Source organism: Pseudomonas sp. B28(2017) (genome assembly GCF_002113025.1).
Lineage (GTDB): Bacteria > Pseudomonadota > Gammaproteobacteria > Pseudomonadales > Pseudomonadaceae > Aquipseudomonas.
The window spans coordinates 1-20,057 of the sequence record NZ_NEJH01000023.1 but is presented as its reverse complement, the minus strand read 5'-3'; the positions used below and the strand labels follow the sequence as shown (position 1 = coordinate 20,057).

General features: G+C 62.5%; 19 protein-coding genes. 10 read left to right on the top strand and 9 right to left on the bottom strand.

All coding sequences use genetic code 11. From position 1 onward, the window contains the following. Window positions 1–193: 193 nt before the first annotated feature. From CAF65_RS27530 to CAF65_RS27515, 4 genes are all read right to left on the bottom strand, one after another. Window positions 194–1,786, bottom strand: coding sequence for a DHA2 family efflux MFS transporter permease subunit (locus CAF65_RS27530; RefSeq protein ID WP_085719128.1), 1,593 nt, complete (start codon window positions 1,784–1,786; stop codon window positions 194–196). Then, window positions 1,783–2,868 carry an HlyD family secretion protein gene (locus tag CAF65_RS27525; RefSeq protein WP_085719127.1) on the bottom strand — a complete coding sequence of 362 codons (1,086 nt, stop codon included), beginning with the start codon at window positions 2,866–2,868 and terminating at the stop codon, window positions 1,783–1,785. Before CAF65_RS27525 ends, CAF65_RS27530 begins: the two co-directional genes overlap by 4 nt. A 96-nt stretch (window positions 2,869–2,964) precedes the next feature. After that, a complete protein-coding gene (locus CAF65_RS27520) occupies window positions 2,965–3,378 on the bottom strand; it encodes a cupin domain-containing protein (protein WP_085719126.1) in 414 nt (137 codons plus the stop codon). Between the two features lie 43 nt (window positions 3,379–3,421). Further along, entirely contained in the window at window positions 3,422–4,174 is a 753-nt protein-coding gene (locus tag CAF65_RS27515; RefSeq protein ID WP_085719125.1) for an SDR family oxidoreductase, read from the bottom strand. A gap of 262 nt (window positions 4,175–4,436) precedes the next feature. On the opposite strand from CAF65_RS27515, the gene CAF65_RS27510 reads away from it, so the two are divergent. The 9 genes from CAF65_RS27510 (at window position 4,437) to CAF65_RS27470 (ending at window position 14,090) form a co-directional block, all read left to right on the top strand. Continuing rightward, window positions 4,437–6,026 (top strand): winged helix-turn-helix domain-containing tetratricopeptide repeat protein, encoded by a 1,590-nt coding sequence (locus CAF65_RS27510; RefSeq protein WP_085719129.1) that lies wholly within the window; start codon window positions 4,437–4,439, stop codon window positions 6,024–6,026. Window positions 6,027–6,246: 220 nt separating this feature from the next. After that, on the top strand, window positions 6,247–7,620 hold the full coding sequence (locus tag CAF65_RS27505; protein WP_085719124.1) for a glutamine synthetase family protein: 1,374 nt from the start codon (window positions 6,247–6,249) through the stop codon (window positions 7,618–7,620). Window positions 7,621–7,627: 7 nt separating this feature from the next. Continuing rightward, on the top strand, window positions 7,628–9,019 hold the full coding sequence (locus tag CAF65_RS27500; RefSeq protein WP_085719123.1) for an aldehyde dehydrogenase family protein: 1,392 nt from the start codon (window positions 7,628–7,630) through the stop codon (window positions 9,017–9,019). 3 nt (window positions 9,020–9,022) lie between these two features. Further along, the gene (locus tag CAF65_RS27495) at window positions 9,023–10,183 is read left to right on the top strand and encodes an iron-containing alcohol dehydrogenase (protein WP_085719122.1); all 1,161 of its coding nucleotides are present in this window, start codon (window positions 9,023–9,025) and stop codon (window positions 10,181–10,183) included. A gap of 134 nt (window positions 10,184–10,317) precedes the next feature. Next, the gene (locus tag CAF65_RS27490) at window positions 10,318–11,871 is read left to right on the top strand and encodes an amino acid permease (protein ID WP_085719121.1); all 1,554 of its coding nucleotides are present in this window, start codon (window positions 10,318–10,320) and stop codon (window positions 11,869–11,871) included. Window positions 11,872–11,974: 103 nt separating this feature from the next. Beyond that, on the top strand, window positions 11,975–12,265 hold the full coding sequence (locus CAF65_RS27485; RefSeq protein WP_085719120.1) for a hypothetical protein: 291 nt from the start codon (window positions 11,975–11,977) through the stop codon (window positions 12,263–12,265). Window positions 12,266–12,346: 81 nt separating this feature from the next. Then, complete coding sequence (locus tag CAF65_RS27480; RefSeq protein ID WP_085719119.1) at window positions 12,347–12,919, top strand: chorismate mutase; 573 nt, start codon at window positions 12,347–12,349, stop codon at window positions 12,917–12,919. A 6-nt stretch (window positions 12,920–12,925) separates the two neighbouring features. Then, window positions 12,926–13,669 carry an SGNH/GDSL hydrolase family protein gene (locus CAF65_RS27475; protein ID WP_085719118.1) on the top strand — a complete coding sequence of 248 codons (744 nt, stop codon included), beginning with the start codon at window positions 12,926–12,928 and terminating at the stop codon, window positions 13,667–13,669. Continuing rightward, entirely contained in the window at window positions 13,662–14,090 is a 429-nt protein-coding gene (locus CAF65_RS27470) for a nuclear transport factor 2 family protein (protein ID WP_085719117.1), read from the top strand. Before CAF65_RS27475 ends, CAF65_RS27470 begins: the two co-directional genes overlap by 8 nt. 139 nt (window positions 14,091–14,229) lie before the next feature. Here CAF65_RS27470 and CAF65_RS27465 read toward each other — a convergent pair whose 3' ends face one another. The 4 genes from CAF65_RS27465 to CAF65_RS27450 are packed head-to-tail and all read right to left on the bottom strand — an operon-like array spanning window position 14,230 to window position 18,471. Then, window positions 14,230–15,354, bottom strand: coding sequence for an agmatine/peptidylarginine deiminase (locus CAF65_RS27465; RefSeq protein ID WP_085719116.1), 1,125 nt, complete (start codon window positions 15,352–15,354; stop codon window positions 14,230–14,232). A 49-nt stretch (window positions 15,355–15,403) separates the two neighbouring features. Then, window positions 15,404–16,504: an extracellular solute-binding protein gene (locus CAF65_RS27460; RefSeq protein ID WP_085719115.1), complete on the bottom strand. Its 1,101-nt coding sequence runs from the start codon at window positions 16,502–16,504 to the stop codon at window positions 15,404–15,406. Between the two features lies 1 nt (window position 16,505). Continuing rightward, complete coding sequence (aguB, locus tag CAF65_RS27455) at window positions 16,506–17,414, bottom strand: N-carbamoylputrescine amidase (RefSeq protein ID WP_085719114.1); 909 nt, start codon at window positions 17,412–17,414, stop codon at window positions 16,506–16,508. Window positions 17,415–17,418: 4 nt separating this feature from the next. After that, window positions 17,419–18,471, bottom strand: a complete 1,053-nt coding sequence (locus CAF65_RS27450) for an agmatine/peptidylarginine deiminase (protein WP_085719113.1) — start codon at window positions 18,469–18,471, stop codon at window positions 17,419–17,421. 134 nt (window positions 18,472–18,605) lie between these two features. On the opposite strand from CAF65_RS27450, the gene CAF65_RS27445 reads away from it, so the two are divergent. Next, window positions 18,606–19,481 (top strand): LysR substrate-binding domain-containing protein, encoded by an 876-nt coding sequence (locus tag CAF65_RS27445; protein WP_085719112.1) that lies wholly within the window; start codon window positions 18,606–18,608, stop codon window positions 19,479–19,481. On the opposite strand, the gene CAF65_RS27440 is transcribed toward CAF65_RS27445, so the two are convergent. Beyond that, window positions 19,482–19,871: a cytochrome c family protein gene (locus CAF65_RS27440; protein WP_085719111.1), complete on the bottom strand. Its 390-nt coding sequence runs from the start codon at window positions 19,869–19,871 to the stop codon at window positions 19,482–19,484. Between the last annotated feature and the right edge of the window lie 186 nt (window positions 19,872–20,057).

The window sequence follows — 20,057 nt, the reverse complement described above, 5'->3', positions numbered from 1 at the left end:
TTTTTGCTTACTTTTTTTTCGACTGAAAAAAGTAAGGCGCCGTAAGGGCGCAAAGGTGATTCAGCGTCACCTCGGCAAATGGATAAGCTCACAACTCACGACTCACAACTCACAAAACCAACGCCAACGCCAACGCCAACGCCAACGCCAATCTTCCCCGGTAATCCGTGATGAACCTTTTTTGTGTGGGTCATCAATTCGCCGGTTGTTCATGCACTTTCGCGTGTCGCGAGAGACCGATCTTGATGCCGACCAGGATGGGTGCGGCAAAGACGAACAACAAGGCCACGGCGAAGAATGCCGTATCGAAGGCAATCACCGTGGCCTGACCTGACACTGCTTTGCCCAGCAGGCTCGTGGCTGCCCGGCCAGCGGCCACCTGATCCATGCCCTTCCCTGCCAGCATCGCGCTTGTGGTCATCAGCCGTTCGATGAGCGCGTGCCCTCCCGGGGTGACGTTGGCGCCGAGGACCACGCCATTGCTGACCACCTGGTGGTCGATCAGGGTCTGCAGCCCGGCGACGCCCATCAAGCCACCCAACTGGCGCCCGGTATTGAACAGGCCGATGCCGCTGGCCAGGTGGCGGCTGTTGAGGTGGGTGAAAGCGATCAACGTGATCGACAGAAACAGGAAGCCAAGGCCCAGGCCGCGCAACAAGATGGCCACCATCATGTCGTCGCTGCCGCTTTCGCTGGTAGTACCGGACAACCTCCACATCGCCCCCATGATCAGCAGGATGCCCAAGGGCACGGTCGCCACCGGCGGCACGCGGCGCACCTTGAACAGATAGGCAGCGATGAGCAGCGAGCCGACAAAAAAACCGCCACTGGGCAGCAGGAGCAAACCGGCATCGGTCGGTGTGAACGCGAGTACCGACAGGGCGAACGCCGGGATCAGGTAGGCGCTGCCGAACAGCGCGGCACCGGCGACGAAACTGACGCAAAAAGCAAAGGTAAAATCGCTTGATCTGAACAGGCTGAAGTCGAGCAGTCCCTGGCCGTTGATCAACACCTGTTGGCCGAGAAAGGCCAGCAGCGCGGCGGTACCGATCACCGTCAGCATCAGGATGCGCGGTTCCTCGAACCAGTCCCAGCGACTGCCCTGGCTGAGCACGTAGGTGAAACAGAACAACGCGGCACAGATCAATGCACAGCCGAGCCAGTCGAACGAACGTTGCCGGCCCCGGGCAGGCACGGGGTGTTCGGCGATGAGCAAGAGGCCAGTCGCCGCCAGGGCCAGCGGCACCACGCTGAAGAAAATCCAGGTCCAGGACTGGCTGTCGATCAACCACCCTTGCAGGGCCGGTGCAAGGGTCGCCGATGCGACCACCGCCGCCATGGCGAACAGGGCTTGCAGGATCGGCTGAAGCGCGCACGGATAGCCGCGAAAGATGATCGCCTGGCCCGCCACCAACAGAGCGCCGCCAGCGAAGCCTTGCAGGATGCGCAGTGCGATCAGCAGTTCCAGCCAGGCGGTAACGGCAGCCACGTAGCACGCCAGGCCCATGACCAGGGTGGCGCCGATGATCACCTTGCGCGCAGAAAATCGCTGCATCAGCCAAGGGGCGATCATGAACCCGATCAGCTTGAGCGCGATGTAGCCGACATCCAGCCAGGCGAACTCGTCAGGCGTGGCATGGGTGTCGCCGAGGATGTCGCCGCGACCAAGGGACAGCACGGTGCTGGTGATCGCTTCCGTCAACGTCGCCAGCACGATACCCGTGATGAGCAGAACACCGGTCGTCGCCCTGGTGCCGTTCGGCGTGGCGCAGGCAACGGCATTCATGAGCCGGCTCCTTGCGAAACCTCCACCCGCGCAGACAGACCCGGCACGATGCGCCCCGGCAGCGGGTTGTCAGCCAGGCGGATCTTCACCGGAACACGCTGCACGACACGCACAAAGTTTCCGGTGGCGTTGTCGGGCGGCAGCAGGCTGAACGCCGAGCCACTGCCCGGTGCAAAGCTGTCGACCACACCCTTCAGTGCCGCGTCGGGGTAGCCATCGACCGTAACGCGCACGGGCTGGCCGGGGCGAATCTGTTCAAGCTGGGTTTCCTTGAAGTTCGCCACGACCCACACATCGTTGACCGGCACGATATCGAGCAGCGATACGCCCGGCGTGACGAAGCGGCCGAGGCGAACCTGACGGTTACCAATGACGCCATCCACCGGCGCATGCACCACGGTGTGGTCTAGATCGATCCGGGCGAGATCGCGCGCGGCCTGTGCCTGGCTCACAGCCGCCACGGCCGCCTCTCTTTCGGCCACCAACACCGCGATGTTTTGCTGTTGCGCCTCGACCGTTGCCGAAGCGGCCGATACCGACGCCGCGGCTCTGGATTGCGCCGTGCCGGTTTCATCGACCAGGGCCTGGCTGACCGCGTTGCTGACGATCAACTTGCGACTGCGGTCGTGGGTCTTGGTCGCCAGGTTCATGTCGGCGGTGGCCGAGCGTCTTTGCGCTTCGGCCTGCCGGATCAGCGCATGCTGAAGCTGGACCTGTGCATCGACATGGGTCAGGCGCGCCTGGGCGGCGCTGACATTGGCCTCGGCTTGCGCGAGTTTGGCGCGATAGTCGCGGTCATCGATCCGAAACAGCACATCACCGGTGTGCACGGTCTGGTTGTCCTCGACCTCCAGCGCCGTGACATAGCCGGCGACCTTGGCGGCCAGCGAGGTGACGTCCCCGCGGACATAGGCATTGTCGGTCGAGGTCACGCCACTTGAAAACGCTATCGCCCCCCAAGCCGCCACGACCACCAGGGCACTGACGCACAGCAACAGGCCGATGTTTTTACGCAGGCCTCGTCGTGCCAGGACACCTGGGGGGCTGGCAGCAATGGCGGTGTTGTCCTGGAGCGAGTTCATTTTTCATTTCCTGTGCAGTGCCTGGAACTCCAGCAGCCACAGGGCGGCAGTGACCTGCCACCCGGCTGTCGAGCCCTCATGAGCGCGTTGATCGGCTCACTGTTTGATCGGTGTTACCAGCACCTTTTCGTCGGTGTCGAGGACGAACACCGCCAACAGGCGCGCAGGTTGGGTGTCGCTGGCGTTGGCGCTGACCAGGTGCACGGAGCCCGGCTCTTCTACGAAGTTTTCGCCGACGTTGTAGATCTTTTCCGGCTGGCCTTTGACTTTGATGCGAAACGAGCCCTCCAGGACCGTTGCATAGATGAAGGCCGTTTTCGGATGGGTGTGGGCCGGCGACGCGGCACCCGGCCCATACTCGACGACCACGCCCCTCATGCTCTTGCCAGGAATGTTGGGAATGGGACGGTCGAACACCACCGTCACCTTGCCAGGGGGCGGCTCGGCGGCCGAGGCGGCGCTGATCGAGAGCACTGCGAAAACGGCGGCCATCAGCAATCGGGTAACCATGGGATTTCTCCTGGATTCGTGGGAAATGTAAGGGTGCGATCCGTTACTGCGCTGTCGACCGGGCCAGCCAGTCGTCGAAGCGGATCGCCCCCAGGCGTGCGTTCTTGCCGGTGACCAGCGATTGATCGTTGAGCACGGCACCGAAGTAACGCGCATGCACGTCCGGCACGACCTTGCGGTTGTCCCGGGTCGCCCGCAGATAGCGCCTGGCCAGTTCGTCGATCGGCATGGTTTCCGGGCCGCCGACTTCAACCGTGCCATTGACCGGTGCTGCCAGCACGACATCGGCCAGCGCCGCTACCACGTCGTCGGACGCTATCGGCTGGATCAGCGCCGGCGAAGCATGAATTTCCTCGCCAACGGCGAACGACTGGACAATGCCGCCGGCAAACTCGGAGAACTGCGTGGCGCGCAGAATGGTGTAAGGCATGCCGGACACCTTGATAAGGGCTTCCTGCGCGACCTTGGCCCGGAAATAGCCGGTATCGGGAAGCCGTTCGCTGCCGACAATCGACAGGGCAACATGATGACGAACCCCGGCAGCGGCTTCGGCGGCCAGCAGGTTACGGCTCGACGTTTCAAAGAAATCGAGAACGGCCTGGTCTTCCCACGACGGCGCGTTCGCCACATCGACCACTACATCAGCGCGATCCATCGCTTCGGCCAGGCCTTCGCGGGTGATGCTGTTCACGCCCGTGCTGGGGCTGGCGGCGAGCGCGTCATGGCCGCGCTCGCGCAGGGTGTTCACAAGTTTCGATCCGATGAGGCCCGAGCCTCCGATGACGACGATCTTCATGGTTTTTTCTCTCCACTTGTCGAACGCAACCATTGCGTTGGTGTGTAAGAGAGTGCCTGCGTGAAAGAGGGAAGTCCTTGTGCCGGGCTTGGATTTGCCTTGGAGAAAGCCTTGAATTACGTCCAAGGAAGAGGCTGTTCGTCCAACCCCTCTGGCGCGGACGGTGCAGCGGGTGTCGAGCTGCCGTATCATCCGTCACAGTTACCAACCGCCAGCCGCCTGGGACACTGAGTTGAGGGCGCTTCGCCAGGGGATGCTCAACTTGCCATTCACGTTTGAAGACTACGTACTCGATCAGGAGCGCCGGGAGCTGACCCTGCGTGGACAAGTCGTGGCCATCGGCCCGCAGGTCTTCGATCTGTTGCTGCTGTTCGTCAACAATCCCGATCGTGTCGTCAGCAAGGACGAATTGCTCAAGGCGGTGTGGGGCGGTCGGGTCGTTTCGGAATCGACGATCACCAGCCACATCAATGCCGTACGCAAGGCCATCGGTGATACCGGTGAGGAGCAGCGCCTGGTACGCACCGTCGCCCGTAAAGGCTACCGCTTCGTTGGCCGGATCAACGGCGATTTGACCGGGGAAGCGCGACAGCCTGATATCGATGAACGCCCGACAGTTACTGCGCAACAAATCCCCTCCCCTACGCTCGTCCTGCCGGAAAAACCCTCGATCACTGTCCTGCCCTTCCAGAACCTGAGCGGTGATCCGGAGCAGGAATACTTCGCCGATGGCGTCGTGGAGGACATCATCGCTGCCCTGTCGCGTATCCGCTGGCTGTTCGTCATTGCGCGCAATTCGAGCTTCACCTACAAGGGCCGGGCGGTGGACGCCCAAGGCATCGGCCAGGAACTGGGCGTTCGCTACGTACTCGAAGGCAGCGTGCGCAAGTGCGGGAACAAGGTGCGCATTACCGGGCAACTGATCGACGCGACCAGCGGGACGCACATCTGGGCGGAGCGCTTCGAAGGCACGCTCGACGATATCTTCGAGCTGCAGGACCAGATCACCGAAAGCGTCGTCGGCGCTATCGCGCCACAACTGGAACGGGCAGAAATCGAACGCGCCAAGCGCAAGCCGACGGAAAGCCTGGACGCCTACGACTATTATCTGCGCGGCATGGCAAAACTGCACAGCGGCAGCCGGGAAGCCATCGAGCAGGCGCTGCCGATGTTCTACAAGGCCATCGAACTCGATGCGGAATTTTCCTCGGCCTATGGCATGGCCGCCTGGTGCCACTTCTGGCGCAAGATCAATGGCTGGATGATCGATCGGCCTGCAGAAGTCGCCGAGGGCATACGGCTGGCGCGTCTGGCGGTGGCCCTCGGCCGGGACGATGCCGTTGCACTGACGCGCGGCGGACATGCACTGAGCCATCTCACCGGTGAAATCGACAGCGGCATTGCACTGCTCGACAGGGCGCGCCTGCTCAATCCCAACCTCGCCCCCGCCTGGTTTCTGGGCGGTATCCTGCGGGCGCTGCACGGTGAAACAGACGCCGCCATCGAGCATTTGAACCATGCCGTTCGCTTGAGCCCGCTGGATCCGGAAATGTTCAGGATGCAGGTCGGGATGGCGCTCGCGCATTTCTTCGCCGGGCACTTCGATACCGCTGCCGACTGGGCGGAAAAGGCACTGGGCAACCTGCCCAGCCTGCTGGCCGCGGCGGCGCTGGTGGCGGCCAGTCATGCACTCGGCGGACGTATGGACAAAGCGAAGTGGGCGATGCAACGCCTGCGAGAGCTGGATCCCTCTTTGCGCCTCTGCACCCTCAAGGACTGGCTGCCCATTCAACGGCCCGAGGACTTCACCCGTTTCGTCGATGGACTGCGGCTGGCCGGGCTACCGGAGTGAAGCCAACGCCCCTCTCCTTGTAGGAGCAAGCTTGCTCCGACAGGGGGGCCAGGTCGTGCGTTGGCTTTCACCTGGCAAAACTTGCACTTTGCACCGGTAGGCTAAGCTTTGGACTACTCGTTGCTCATGATGCTCGGTTCTGCAGGTTTTGGGTGTTTCTGGAGAGCGTCTGCAACAGCGATCTCAGACTGGCCCAAACCTTTCACGCAGGATTGACGTGATGACCGAGCCCCTCCTCAGTTTTGATGAACTCAAGCGCGCCGCGGCTGCCGGCGAAATCGATACCGTGCTGGTCTGCATGATCGACATGCAGGGACGGCTGGTCGGCAAGCGATTCCAGGTCGAGTTCTTCATCGACAGCGGCCACGAAGAAACTCACTGCTGCAACTACCTGCTGGCCGATGACATCGACATGGAGCCGGTGCCGGGTTACGCCGCGGCCAGTTGGAGCAAAGGCTACGGCGATTTCGTGCTCAAGCCCGACATGTCCACCCTGCGGCGCGTTCCCTGGCTTGAATGCACGGCACTGGTGCTGTGCGACGTGCTCGATCATCACCATCGCCAGGACCTGCCTCACAGCCCTCGGGCGATTCTGAAAAAACAGGTCGAGCGCCTGCACGCGCGCGGCTATACCGGCATGTTTGCCTCGGAACTCGAGTTCTATCTGTTCGATGAGAGTTACGAGGCGATCCACAAACGCAACTATCACAAACCGAAAACCGCCGGCCATTACATCGAGGATTACAACATCCTCCAGACCACCCGCGAAGAGCCGGTGTTGCGGGCGATTCGCAAGCATTTGCAGGCATCGGGCATTCCCGTGGAAAACTCCAAGGGGGAATGGGGCCCGGGCCAGGAAGAGATCAACATCCGCTACGCCGATGCCATGACCATGGCCGACCACCACGTCATCATCAAGCACGCCTGCAAAGAGATCGCCCAGTTGCAGGGCAAGGCGATCACCTTCATGGCCAAGTGGCGCTACGACGCTGCCGGTTCCAGCAGTCACATCCATAATTCGCTGTGGGACAAGAACGCGAAAAAACCGCTGTTCTTCGACGCCAAAGCCGAGTTCGGCATGTCGAAACTGATGCGTGCCTGGGTCGCCGGGCAGCTCAAGTACGCCAATGACATCACCTGCTTTCTCGCGCCCTACATCAACTCCTACAAGCGCTTTCAGGCTGGCACTTTTGCGCCGACGCGGGCGGTGTGGAGCCGCGACAATCGCACCGCCGGCTTTCGCTTGTGCGCCGAAGGCAGCAAGGCCATCCGCATCGAATGCCGCATCGGTGGCGCCGACCTCAACCCCTATCTGGCCTTTGCCGCGTTGATCGCGGCGGGCCTGGCCGGTATCGACGAGAAGCTCGACCTCGCACCGCCGTTCGAAGGGGATGCCTACCTGGATGAGCATTTGCCGGAAGTGTCCAAGACCCTGCGCGAGGCGAGCGCCGCACTCAAGGCCTCCAGCATGTTGCGCAAGGCGTTCGGCGACGAGGTGGTCGACCACTACGTGCACACCGCCGAGTGGGAGCAAAAAGAGTACGACCGGCGAATCACCGACTGGGAATTGCAGCGCGGCTTCGAGCGCTATTGAGAACATCATGACTGCGAAGGTTCAACTGATCTCCCCGGTCGATGGCCGGGTGTACGTCGAACGCGAAGTGGCCGATGCGGCGCAGGTCGAGCAGGCGCTGACGGCCGCTGCCAGCGCACAGGCGTCATGGCAACGCCGCTCACTGAGCGAACGCGCGGCGTTTTGCAGTGCCGCGGTGGACGCGATGTTGTCGATGCAGGCGGACATCGTGCCAGAGCTGGCCTGGCAGATGGGCCGCCCCGTGCGTTTTGGCGCCGGCGAACTGCGCGGTTTTGCCGAACGCGCCCGGCACATGATCGCTATCGCACCGCAGGTCCTTGGCCGGGAAGAACCCGAGCCTGTCGCGGGATTTCGACGCTATATCAAGCGCGAGCCGCTGGGCACAGTGCTGGTCGTCGCCCCGTGGAATTACCCCTATCTGACGGCGGTGAACACGATTATCCCGGCGCTGATGGCCGGCAACAGCGTGATCCTCAAACATGCGTCCCAGACGCTACTGGTGGGCGAACGTTTTGCCGAGGCCATGCGTCGCGCAAAACTGCCCGAGGGGCTGTTCCAGAACCTCCTGCTCAACCATGTATCGACCGGGGCGATCATTGCTTCCGGGCGTGTGCAGCAAGTGAACTTCACCGGTTCCGTGGAGGCGGGCAAAGTCATGGAAAGCGCCGCCAGCGGACAATTTCTCGGCATGGGCCTGGAGCTCGGTGGAAAAGACCCGGCCTACGTTCGGGCAGATGCCAATCTTGAGCACGCGGTGGAGAATCTCGTGGATGGCAGCTTCTTCAATTCCGGGCAGAGCTGCTGCGCCGTGGAGCGCATCTACGTCGATCAGAAAATCTATCCGGCGTTTGTCGAGCGCTTCGCCACCCTGACCCGCCAATACGTGCTGGGCAATCCGCTGGACCCCGCCACCACCCTTGGCCCGCTGGTCTCGCCGGCCGCCGCTGATTTTGTTCGCGGACAGATTGCCGATGCGCTGGCCCAGGGCGCCAAAGCGCTGATCGATCCGAAGTCCTTTCCCGCCGACGTACCGGGCAGCGCCTACCTCGCGCCGCAGGTCCTGGTCGATGTCACCCATCAAATGTCGGTCATGCGCGACGAAAGCTTTGGCCCGGTGGTCGGCATCATGCCGGTGGCCAGCGATGACGAGGCCATTGCCTTGATGAACGACAGCGAGTTCGGGCTCAGCGCTTCCATCTGGACCCAGGACCTCGCAGCGGCCGAGCGCCTGGGCAATGAAATCTCCACCGGCACGGTCTTCATGAACCGCTGCGATTACCTGGACCCGGCACTGGCCTGGACCGGCGTGAAGCACAGCGGGCGCGGCGTCACGCTGTCGCCACTGGGCTACGAGCACCTGACCCGCGCCAAATCCTTTCATCTGCGTCACGAGGTGTAGACCATGAACCTGACAGGAAACTGGAACTACCCCACCAGCGTTCGTTTCGGTGTCGGGCGCATCGCCGAGCTGGCCGACGTCTGTCGCAGTCAGGGTATCCAGCGGCCGTTGCTGGTGACCGACAGCGGCCTGGCGCGCGCGCCGATCACCACGGCGGCGCTGGACGCATTGCGCGCCGCCGGTCTTGGTGTCGCACTGTTCTGTGACCTCAAGCCCAATCCGGTGGAAGCCAACCTGGCCGGCGGGCTCGACGCCTGGCGTGCCGGTAAGCACGACGGCGTGATCGCCTTCGGCGGCGGCAGTGGCCTGGACATGGGCAAGCTGATTGCGTTCATGAGCGGCCAGACCCGCCCGGTCTGGGACTTCGAGGACATCGGCGACTACTGGACCCGCGCCGACGACAGCCGCATCGCCCCGGTCATTGCCGTGCCGACCACGGCGGGAACCGGTTCCGAAGTCGGTCGTGCGGCGGTGATCATCGACGAGCGCACCCACACCAAACGCATCATCTTCCACCCGAAAATGATGCCGCGCGTGGTGATCAGCGACCCGGCCCTCACTGTCGGCATGCCGGCCAAAATCACCGCCGGCACCGGCATGGATGCATTCTCCCACTGCCTGGAAGCGTACTGCGCCCCCGGTTTTCACCCCCTGGCCGACGGCATTGCCGTGGAAGGCATGCGCCTGGTGGCCAATTCACTGGTGAAGGCGGTACACACACCGTCAGACCTCGAGGCACGCGCGCAAATGCTCGCGGCGGCGGCGATGGGCGCCACGGCATTCCAGAAAGGCCTGGGCGGGATGCATGCGCTGTCGCATCCGGTGGGCGCGCTGTACGACACCCATCACGGCATGACCAACGCCACCTTCATGCCCTATGTCCTGCAGTTCAATCGCTCGGCCATCGAGGAGCGCATCACCCGCCTGGCGGCGTACCTGCGCCTGCCCTCCCCGGGGTTCGACAGTTTCCAGGCCTTCGTGCTCAAGCTGCGCAAGGACATCGGCGTGCCCCATACCCTGGTTGAACTGGGCGTGGATGACCGGCAGGCCGACCTGATCGCGGACATGGCGATTGTCGACCCCTCCGCCGGCGGCAACCCGCTGCCATTGACCCGGGACGGCGTGGCAAGGATTTTCGATGCGGCGTTTCACGGCCGCCTGTAGAGCAGTCACCTGGCCATCGCTGCGTATGGACAGGTGTGATCCGTTGGTAACAGGAGCAGTACGACAAGGGGTTGAAAGCCAGCCCATCCGGCCACCCGGATGGTTGCGTATCAAAACCTGAAGGGGCACACATCATGAACCCAGCAATCCAGCCCGGCACCGACGCGCACGACGATGACGTCAAAGTGCTGCACAGCATGGGCTATGCCCAGCAACTCTCACGACGAATGGGCGTTTTCTCCAACTTTGCCATTTCCTTTTCGATCATCTGCATCCTCTCGGGTGGCATCAACTCCCTGGCCCAGGGCACCTCGGGCGCGGGGGGTATCTCCATCGGCATCGGCTGGCCGATCGGCTGCCTGATCTCCGGGGTGTTCGCCATGGCCATGGCGCAGATTTCCTCGGCCTACCCCACCGCTGGCGGCCTGTACCACTGGGGCTCGATTCTCGGTAACCGCTTCACGGGCTGGCTGACCGCGTGGTTCAACCTGCTGGGGCTGGTCACGGTGCTCGGGGCGATCAACGTCGGCACCTATTACTTCTTTTTCGGTGCCTTCGGACCGGCACTGGGCATGGAGGACACGACCACGGTCAGGGTGATTTTCCTGGCGATCCTCACCGGCCTGCAGGCCTTGTGCAACCACCTGGGCATCGGGCTCACCGCCAGGCTCACCGACTTCTCCGGCTACCTGATTTTCGCCACTGCGCTGGCGCTGACCATCGTCTGCCTGATCTCGGCGCCCAGCTATGAATTCGCCCGGTTGTGGACCTTCAACAACTATTCCGGCGAGGTGGGTGGCAGTGTCTGGCCGCAGGTCTCGAACGGCTGGATTTTCATGCTCGGCCTGCTGTTGCCGATCTACACCATCACCGGCTATGACGCCTCTGCGCACACCTCCGAGGAAACCCGCAATGCGGCCATGTCAGTGCCCCGTGGCATGGTCATGTCGGTGGTCTGGTCGTTGCTGTTCGGCTGGCTGATGCTCAGCGCGTTCGTACTGATGCTGCCAAGCATGGACGAGGCGGCCAAGCAAGGCTGGAACGTGTTTTTCTGGGCCATGAACACGCAAGTGAATCCGTTGCTTCGGGACGTGCTGTACGTGGCGATTTTCATCTCGCAGGTGCTCTGCGGACTAGCCACCGTGACCTCGGTTTCACGCATGATCTTCGCGTTCTCCCGGGATGGCGGCTTGCCTTGCTCGAAAGCGCTGGCCTCAGTCTCATCGACCCATCGCAGCCCGGTGGCGGCGATCTGGACCGGTGCCACCCTCGCCGTACTGTTCGACTGGGGCTCGTCGGTGATCTCGGTCGGGGCAACGCCGGTCTATACCATCGTGGTGTCCTGCACGGTGATCTTCCTGTTCTTCTCCTTCGCCATCCCTATCGTGCTCGGCCTGTTTACCTTCGGGACGTCGAAGTGGCCGACCATGGGGCCGTGGAACATGGGGCGCTTCTGGTACTCGGTGTTCGCCCTCCTCTCGGTCCTGTCGATGATCATCATTTTCGTCATCGGCATCCAGCCACCGAACGACTGGGCGCTGTACATCACCATCGGCTTCCTGATCCTGACCGCCATCGTCTGGTTCGGTTTTGAAGCACGACGGTTCCAGGGGCCGCCGGTGGGCGACATGATCGTCAAGCGCCAGGCTGAAATTGCCGCGGCGGAGGCGGCGTTGGACAGGAAATAGTAGGAGCAAGCTCGCTCCTACAGAGTTCGGGCCAGATCTGCCGGTTTTTTTTGCAGGCCGATGATCTATCCTGTGCCTCCCCGATTCCGCCCCGGAGACACCAGTGTCCGCCCTCACCGCCCGCGAGGTTTACCAGCAGTTGCGCGACGCCGCCCAGGGCATTCGCACGTTCAAGCGAGTCGACGAAGCTTGCGAGTCCAGTCATGTACGGGTCGACATCGACGGCTGGCGCCTGATGCTCGACGTCGACGCCGGCCACTTGCGCCACTGCCTGCACGGCCAGAGCCCCGATGGCCGCGACTATGCGTTCGACAACGGGCAGCGCTTCGGCACCGACCCGGTGAGTTTGCTCAGCACCTGGGAACTGGCGCAGATTGAACGGCTGCTGGCCTGAATCCTGCGCAACCTGTCGTTCCCTGGCCTCACTTGTGATACACAAGCCGCAGTGATTTCTGCGTCCAAGGAGGTTCTGCCCATGCCCTGTTCCCCACGCCTGCCGCACTGGCTGGCCTGCGCCCTGCTCGGTCTGTTCGCTGGCGGTGTCCAGGCCGGCACGACGCCTGCGCCGCCCGATGCCTTGCAACCCTTGCTGGCGACAATGAATGAGCGGTTGAACATCAGTGAGCTGGTGGCGTTGACCAAGTGGGACAGCGGCAAACCGGTCCAGGACAACGCCCGGGAAGCGCAGGTCATCGCCAACGCCAGAAAGCAGGCGGCCGAGCGCAAGCTCGACCCCGACGATGTCGCCGACCTGATCGCCGCCCAGATCGAGGCCAGCAAACTGCTGCAATACAGCCGGCTCGCGCAATGGCAAGCCGCGCACAAGGCACCGGACACGCCACGGCCGGACCTCAACAACGAAATCCGGCCGAAGCTCGACAAGTTGCAGAACCTGCTGCTCAAGCAGTACGCCGATTTCCTGCCCTACCGCAAAGACCCGAACTGCCCGCAGTGGCTGGCTACGGAGCGCTCCGCGCTGACCAAGGATGACCTGCATGGCCAAGCGATGATTCGGGCGACAGGCGAGTTGTGTGTTGTTGGGCGGTAACGTCAGATGAGCCGCACTGAAACCCTCACCAAGATCCTGCTCGGCCCATTGTTGCTGGTGCAGGGCCTGTACACACGGCGGGTGACGCCCAGGTTGCCGGAGGCCGAAGGCGAACGCCTGGGCGAGGCTGGCAGTGGCGACGTTCTGCGCCTGTTGATTGTGGGCGACAGCGCCGCTGCCGGCGTGGGTGCGGCGACTCAAGGTGAAGCCCTCAGCGGTCGGCTGGTCGAGCGCCTGGCCGATGATTATCGGGTGTCGTGGAAACTCTGGGCGCGTTCCGGCCTGGATTCGCAAGGGTTGCTGGAGCTGTTGGAACAGCACGCCCCGGAGCCGTTCGATGTGGCGCTGTTGTCGATTGGCGTCAACGATGTCACCAGCTCGCTCACTCTGGATCAGTGGCTCGCTCGGCAACAGCGATTGATCGCGCTGTTATGCGACAGATTCGCGGTGAGGCAGATTGTGCTGTCGCCGCTTCCACCCATGCATTTGTTCCCCGCCCTGCCGCAGCCGCTGCGCTGGTTCCTGGGGTTCAGGGCGCGTCGTTTCAATGCACATCTTGCGGACCTGGCCGCACGCGTGGATCAATGTACGATGCTGAGCACCCCGCTGGCACCCGAACCGGGCTTGATGGCCAGCGATGGTTTTCATCCGGGGCCGATGCTCTACCGTCAATGGGCCGACGATGCCGCCAGGGTGATCGACCAAGGTTTTCGCACCACAACAATAAAAACAGGAGTTGAAGATGTCTGAGCTGAACCTGAACCCCAACGTCGCAGCGTCCCTGAAGCACTGGCACTCGATGATCGACAAGCGCGACTTGAGCGCCTTGCCCGAAATGCTCGATCCGCAGGCGGTGTTCCGTTCGCCGATGGCGCACACGCCGTATCCGGGGGCGCCGGTGGTGTCGATGATCCTCAACACGGTCGTGAACGTGTTCGAGGATTTTGCTTATCACCGTGAACTGGCCACGGCGGATGGCTTGAGCGTTATTCTCGAATTCAGCGCCAAAGTCGGCGAGAAAGAGCTCAAGGGCATCGACATGATCCGCTTCAACGAACACGGCAAGATCGTCGAGTTTGAAGTGATGGTGCGACCGCTCAGTGGCTTGCAGGCGTTGGGTGAGGAAATGGGGCGGCGGCTGGGGGCTTACCTGAAGGCCAACAAGGCCTGACTGCCTGATCCTCCCTGTAGGAGTGAGCTTGCTCGCGAGGAACTCAAGAGCGCCGCGTTTAGCCAGCAAGCACGCGTTTTCGTTAACGACCATCGCGAGCAGGCTCGCTCCTACAGGTTTTGTGTAAAACCGGAAGTCATCACACCATCGGCTGGTGACTGGTCACGCAGTGAATGCCGCCTCCGCCCGCGGAGATCGCGTCGATGTCGAGCTGCACCACCTCGCGATCCGGGTAGAGTTCGGACAGCAGGTCGAAGGCTTTGGCATCCGCTTCCTTGTCGCCGAATTGCGGTGCGATGATCGCGCCATTGATCACGAAGTAGTTGATGTAGCCGGCGGCGAAATCCGGGTTGTCCTTGCTGAACTTGCTGTTGCGCGGATTGAGCGGCGGCGACACGGTATGCACCTGCAAGGCGCGGCCATCGGCATCCGTGGCGTTTTCGAGGATTTCCAGGTGGGCGCGAGTGACCTTGTAGTCGTAGGACTCGGGGTCGTTGTCGAGGTTGGCGATCACCACGCCAGGCTTGACGAAGCGCGCATAGAAGTCGACATGGGCGTCGGTAATGTCCTTGCCCTTGACGCCCGGCAGCCAGATGATTTTGCGCAGGCCCAGTCGTTCTTTCAGCTCTGCTTCAACCTCGGCCTTGCTCCAGTCGGGATTGCGGTTGCGGTTGATCCAGCTGCTTTCGGTCATGATCCCGGTGCCGTGACCGTCCACTTCGATGCCACCACCCTCACCCACCAGTTCGCTGCGCAGGTAATCCGCCTTGGCGTCTCCGGCGACCAGGGCGGCCAGTTGCGCATCGTCCTCATGCTGTTGTTTGTTGCCCCAGCCGTTGAAGTTGAAGTCCACGGCGCCGAGGTCGCCGTTGCCATCGACGACAAAATTGGCGCCGATGTCGCGCATCCAGATGTCATCCAGCTCGGCGATCACGAAGGTCGTGTTGTGGCTGCCGCATTTGGCTTCGGCCAGACGCCGCTCGCTCTGACGGCAGAACACGGTGACCGGCTCGTATTGGGCGATGCTGCGAGCGATCCGGCCAAGGGCGTCCTGCACGTGGGGCGTGAAATCCTCCCAGATCGCGGCCTGTGCGCCAAAGGCGATGAAGGCTCGCTGGTGTTTGTCCCCTTCATCGGGCATGTACCACTTGCCGTTACCGGCCGCTCGCACCGGCAGGGAGGCAAGGCCCAATCCCATGGACGCCAGCGCGCCCAGTCCGGCGGCGATCGATACCTGCTTGATGAATGTTCGACGTGTCGGCATGTGTTTTCCTGAAATCTCGGGTGTGGCCGGCCCTCGGGCCGGCCGGTGATCATTTAACGGTAGCGGTTTTGAACTTGGTCCAGGTGCGCATGCGTGCCCGCATGTCGGACTGGGGGATGTCCTTGCCGGGAATCAGCCGTGCGTAGGTGGCTTCATCAAGGTAGATGTCCGGGTTGTTGCGCATCGCCGCATCGACGTCCGGCCGCGCCTTGGCGTTGGAGGTCGGATAGCCGGTGAAGTTGCTGATGGCCGCCATGTTCTGCGGGCGCATCACGAAGTTGATGAACGCGTAGGCGTACTCCGGATGCTGCGCGTCGACGGGAATGGCCATGGTGTCCATCCACACCGTGGTGCCTTCTCGGGGAATGCGGTAGTGGAAGGTGGTTTTCTTGCCGGCGCTGTCAGACGTGCGCTGCGCCTGGGTCATGTCGCCGCTGTAGCCGAGGGACACGCACAGGTTGCCGTTGACCAGGTCGGTCACCGGTTGCGACTGGAACTTGCGAACGTACGGACGCAGCTTCATCAGCAGCTCGCTCGCCGCCGCCAGGTCCGCCGGTTTGGCGCTGCGTGGATCGCGGCCGAGGTAGTTGAGCACCACGGCCAGCACTTCGTCCGGCGAGTCGATCATCGAGATGCCACAGTCGGCGAACTTCGCCGCCAGTTCCGGTTTGAACAGCATGTCCAGGCTGTCGACCGGCGCATCCGGCGCACGCTTGGCAATCTGCTCGGCATTGTAGGTCAGGCCGATGGTGCCCCAGGTATACGGGACCGTGGCCTTGCTCGAATGCTCGTAGTGCGAGCGCAGCTTTTGCAAACCGGGCTCGACGTCATTCAGGGCGGTGATTTTGGACTGGTCCAGCGGTTGCAGACTGCCGGCACGCATCAGACGTTCGGCCACGGTGTCACCGGGAAAGATCAGGTCGTAGCCACTGCCGCCAGCGAGCATTTTCGCTTCCAGGGTTTCACTGCCGTCCATGACGTCGTAGATCACCTTGATCCCGGTTTCGGCGGTGAACCTGCTGAGGGTGTCCTCGGCAAAATAATCGGCCCAGTTGTACAGCCGCAGGGTTTTCTCCTCGGCGTGCAACGCAGGTACCGCACAGGTCAGCGCCAGCCCCATGGCCAGGCACAGCTTGTTGATCGTGTTCATGTCACACCCCTTGGGTTGCCCAGCGTGAATGGATCTGACGACCGTCCTGGGTCAACAAGGCGCCGTACATTTCCGGACGGCGATCGCGGTAGATACCCCAGGTCAGGCGGTCTTCGCGCATGGCCGCCAGGTCCAGGCTGTGGACCAGCACGCCGGTGCTGTCGCGGTCGGCTTCGGCGAGCAACTTGCCCTTGTGATTGCAGATGAACGACGAGCCGTAGAAGCTCATTTGCAGGGTCGGGTCGGTGGTCGCCGCTTCCCGGCCGACACGGTTGGCAGCCACTACCGGCAGCAGGTTGGCGGCGGCGTGGCCGCGCATGGTCATCTGCCAGTGATCGCGCGAATCCAGGGTGGCGCAGCCAGGCTCAGAGCCGATGGCCGTGGGGAACAGCAGCACTTCGGCACCCATCAGGGCCAGGCAGCGGGCGGTTTCGGGAAACCACTGGTCCCAGCAGATGCCCAGGCCGATGCGCCCGAACGCAGTGTCCCAGACCCGGAAACCGCTGTCGCCTGGGCTGAAATATTCCTTCTCCTGATAGCCGATGGCGTTGGGGATGTGGGTCTTGCGGTACACCCCCAACAGACGCCCGTCGGCGTCGGCCACGCTCAACGAATTGAAGTACGCATTGCCGGCCTTCTCGTACCAGCTCAGCGGCAGCACCACACCCAATTCCCTGGCCAGCGCGGCGAAGCGCTTGAGCACGTGGCTGTCGCAATACTCCTCGGCCAGCGCCAGGTGCTTGTGGTGTTGCTCGATGCAGAAATACGGCGTGGCGAACAGCTCCTGCAACAGGATGACCTGCGCGCCCTTGGCGGCGGCCTCGCGGACCAGTTGCTCGGCCTGGTCGAGGTTGTGTTTCAGGTCCCAGGTGCACGGCATCTGGGTGGTGGCGATGGTCAGCAGTGTCATGGCATCAACCCCGCACCGGCCAGGCCGGCTGTTGCTGGGTGATGCAATGCACACCGCCACCGCCATGGGCCAGATGGTTGATCCGCACCGGCACCACTTCGCGCCCCGGGAACGCCTGCGCCAGCACTTGGGCCGCGACGTTGTCGGCATCGATGCCATAGGCCGGCATGATGATCGCGCCGTTGGCGATGTAGAAATTGGTGTAGGAGGCGCAGAACACTTCGGCCTCGGTGTCCACCGCATCGGTGGCTTCATGGAGTTCGATCAGCTCGAACTTGCGACCCTGGGCGTCGGTGGCCAGCTCAAGGGCGCGACGGTTTTCCCGGGCCACTTCGGCGTACACCGACTGCTTGTCGTGGGTGGCGTCCACCAGCAGCACGCCGGGACGGGCAAAGGCGCACACGCCATCGACGTGGCCGTCGGTCATGTCGCCGGTCACGTAGTCCGGATCGCCCGGCAGCCAGATGGTTTTCTTCACACCCAGCAAACGGGTGAAGATCTCTTCGATCTCGGCCTTGGTCACGCCCGGATTGCGATTGGGATTGAGCAACACCGACTCGGTGGTGATCAACGTGCCCTCGCCGTCCACATGGATCGCACCGCCCTCGTTGCTCAGCGCCGTACCGAAACACTCCAGCCCCAACTGGTTGAGCGCGCGGCGGGCCAGGCTTTCGTCCAGATCGTGGGCCGACTTGCCGCCCCAGGCATTGAAGCGCCAGCTCACGCCGGCCAGGCCTTGCTGCGGGTGGCAGACGAAGCTCGGGCCGGAGTCACGGCACCAGCTGTCGTTGACCGCCAGTTCGATCAGCTCGATGTTCGGCCCGCACAAGGCTTTGGCGCTGGCGACCGCCGAAGGATCGACCACCAGCTTCACCGGTTCGAAGCGGGCGATGGCGTTGGCCACGCGGGCGAAGTCCTCTTGAACCTGTGGCAGGGTCACCCGCCAGCCTGACTCCCAAAGCGGCTTGTTGTGCGGCCAGACCATCCAGGTGGCGGCGTGGGTGACCCACTCGGCTGGCATCATCCAACCGCTGTTTTGAATTGCGTTCTGCTGCATGACAAGTACCTCTAAGTTAAGTCATTGTGTTCAATGAAAACGGCCTTGGCGGTCTTGGCATGCATGCTACGGCTGGTAAAACGGGCAAACAAACGATGTATTTTGCAGGCAACTGATTAGAGGAACTTATCAATATGCTCAAACACTGGCCGCCCCTGAGCACCCTGCGCGGCTTCGAAGCCGCCGCCCGGCTGGGCAGTTTTCACAAAGCCGCCGAAGAGCTGCACCTCACCCAATCGGCGATCAGCCAGCAGATCCGCAGCCTTGAGGCCTATCTGGAACAACCGCTGTTCTATCGCAGCGGGCGCAGCGTCAGCCTGACCGATGCCGGTCACGATTTGCTGAGCACCACCCAGGCGTTGTTGCAGCAACTGGCGGTGGGCATTCGCCGGCTGGGGCAATACCAGAAGCCCAATCAACTGGTGCTCAACACCACCCCGGCGTTCGCCCGGCACTGGTTGTTACCGCGCCTGGGGGATTTCCGTCGGCAGCATCCACAGGTCGATCTGTGGATTTTCAGCACCGATGAAGTGCCGGACATGGCCAGCCAGACCATCGACCTGGCGGTGCGCGACGACATCAGTTCCCAGGCCGAATGCAGTTTCAAGGTACTGCACGCCGACCGCCTCTACCCGGCATGTCATCCGAGCCTGTTGGCCGTGCCCGTGGAACAGCGCACCACCCTGCATGGCGAGCGGGAAATGGACTGGAGCCACTGGGCGGTGGAGTCGGGAATCGATGTGGGGCAGATGGATCAGGGACTGAATTTTTCCGATCCGGGCTTACTGCTGGACGCCGCCTGCACCGGGCTCGGCATTGCGCTGGTGAGCCAGTTGCTGAGTCGGCAGGCGCGAGCCACCGGGCTGTTGCAACCGATGGTGGAGCAAACCATCCGCGGCCCGAACTGGGCACTGCTGACGCACCGTGACAGCGAGAATATCCCGATGGCGCGTGCCTTCACTGAGTGGCTGGTGGGCAATCTGACGGCCGACCAGCAGGCCACCGCGTAATTACTGCGCCGGGAAAGTTTGCAGGTAGGCGAGCAAGTCTTCGATTTTTTCCGGGTCGCTGAGGCCCCAGAAAATCATGCGCGTGCCGGGGACGACCTTCTTCGGTGCTTCGAGGTAGGCGATCAGGGTTTCGCGGTCCCAGACCAGGTTGGCTGATTTCATCGCATCGGAATACACGTAGTCCGTGGTCACGGCGGAATGGCGACCGATCACGCCATTGAGCTGCGGGCCAAAGAAGGCGCGAGCCCCTTCGCCGATCTGATGGCAGCCGCTGCAGAGGCGCTTGAACACTTTCTCCCCGGCCTGTACATCGCCCGCAGCAAGGGCGGGTGTGCTGAACAGACCGGCTGTAAGCGCCGAGGCGAGGGTCAGTGCTGCGAGTTTCTTCATGTTCCGATTTCCAGTTTTCCAATACCGGCTATTGGAACATGACCGTCAGCCTTGTGCATTCCCACAGAGGGGCTGTGCACTGGCTTATTTTTTGGTTCTTCTCGGATTGTCGGGAAAGTTTTTTTGCTCTGTAGCTGTGAGTGCTGTGAGTGCTGTGAGTGCTGTGAGTGCTGTGAGTGCTGTGAG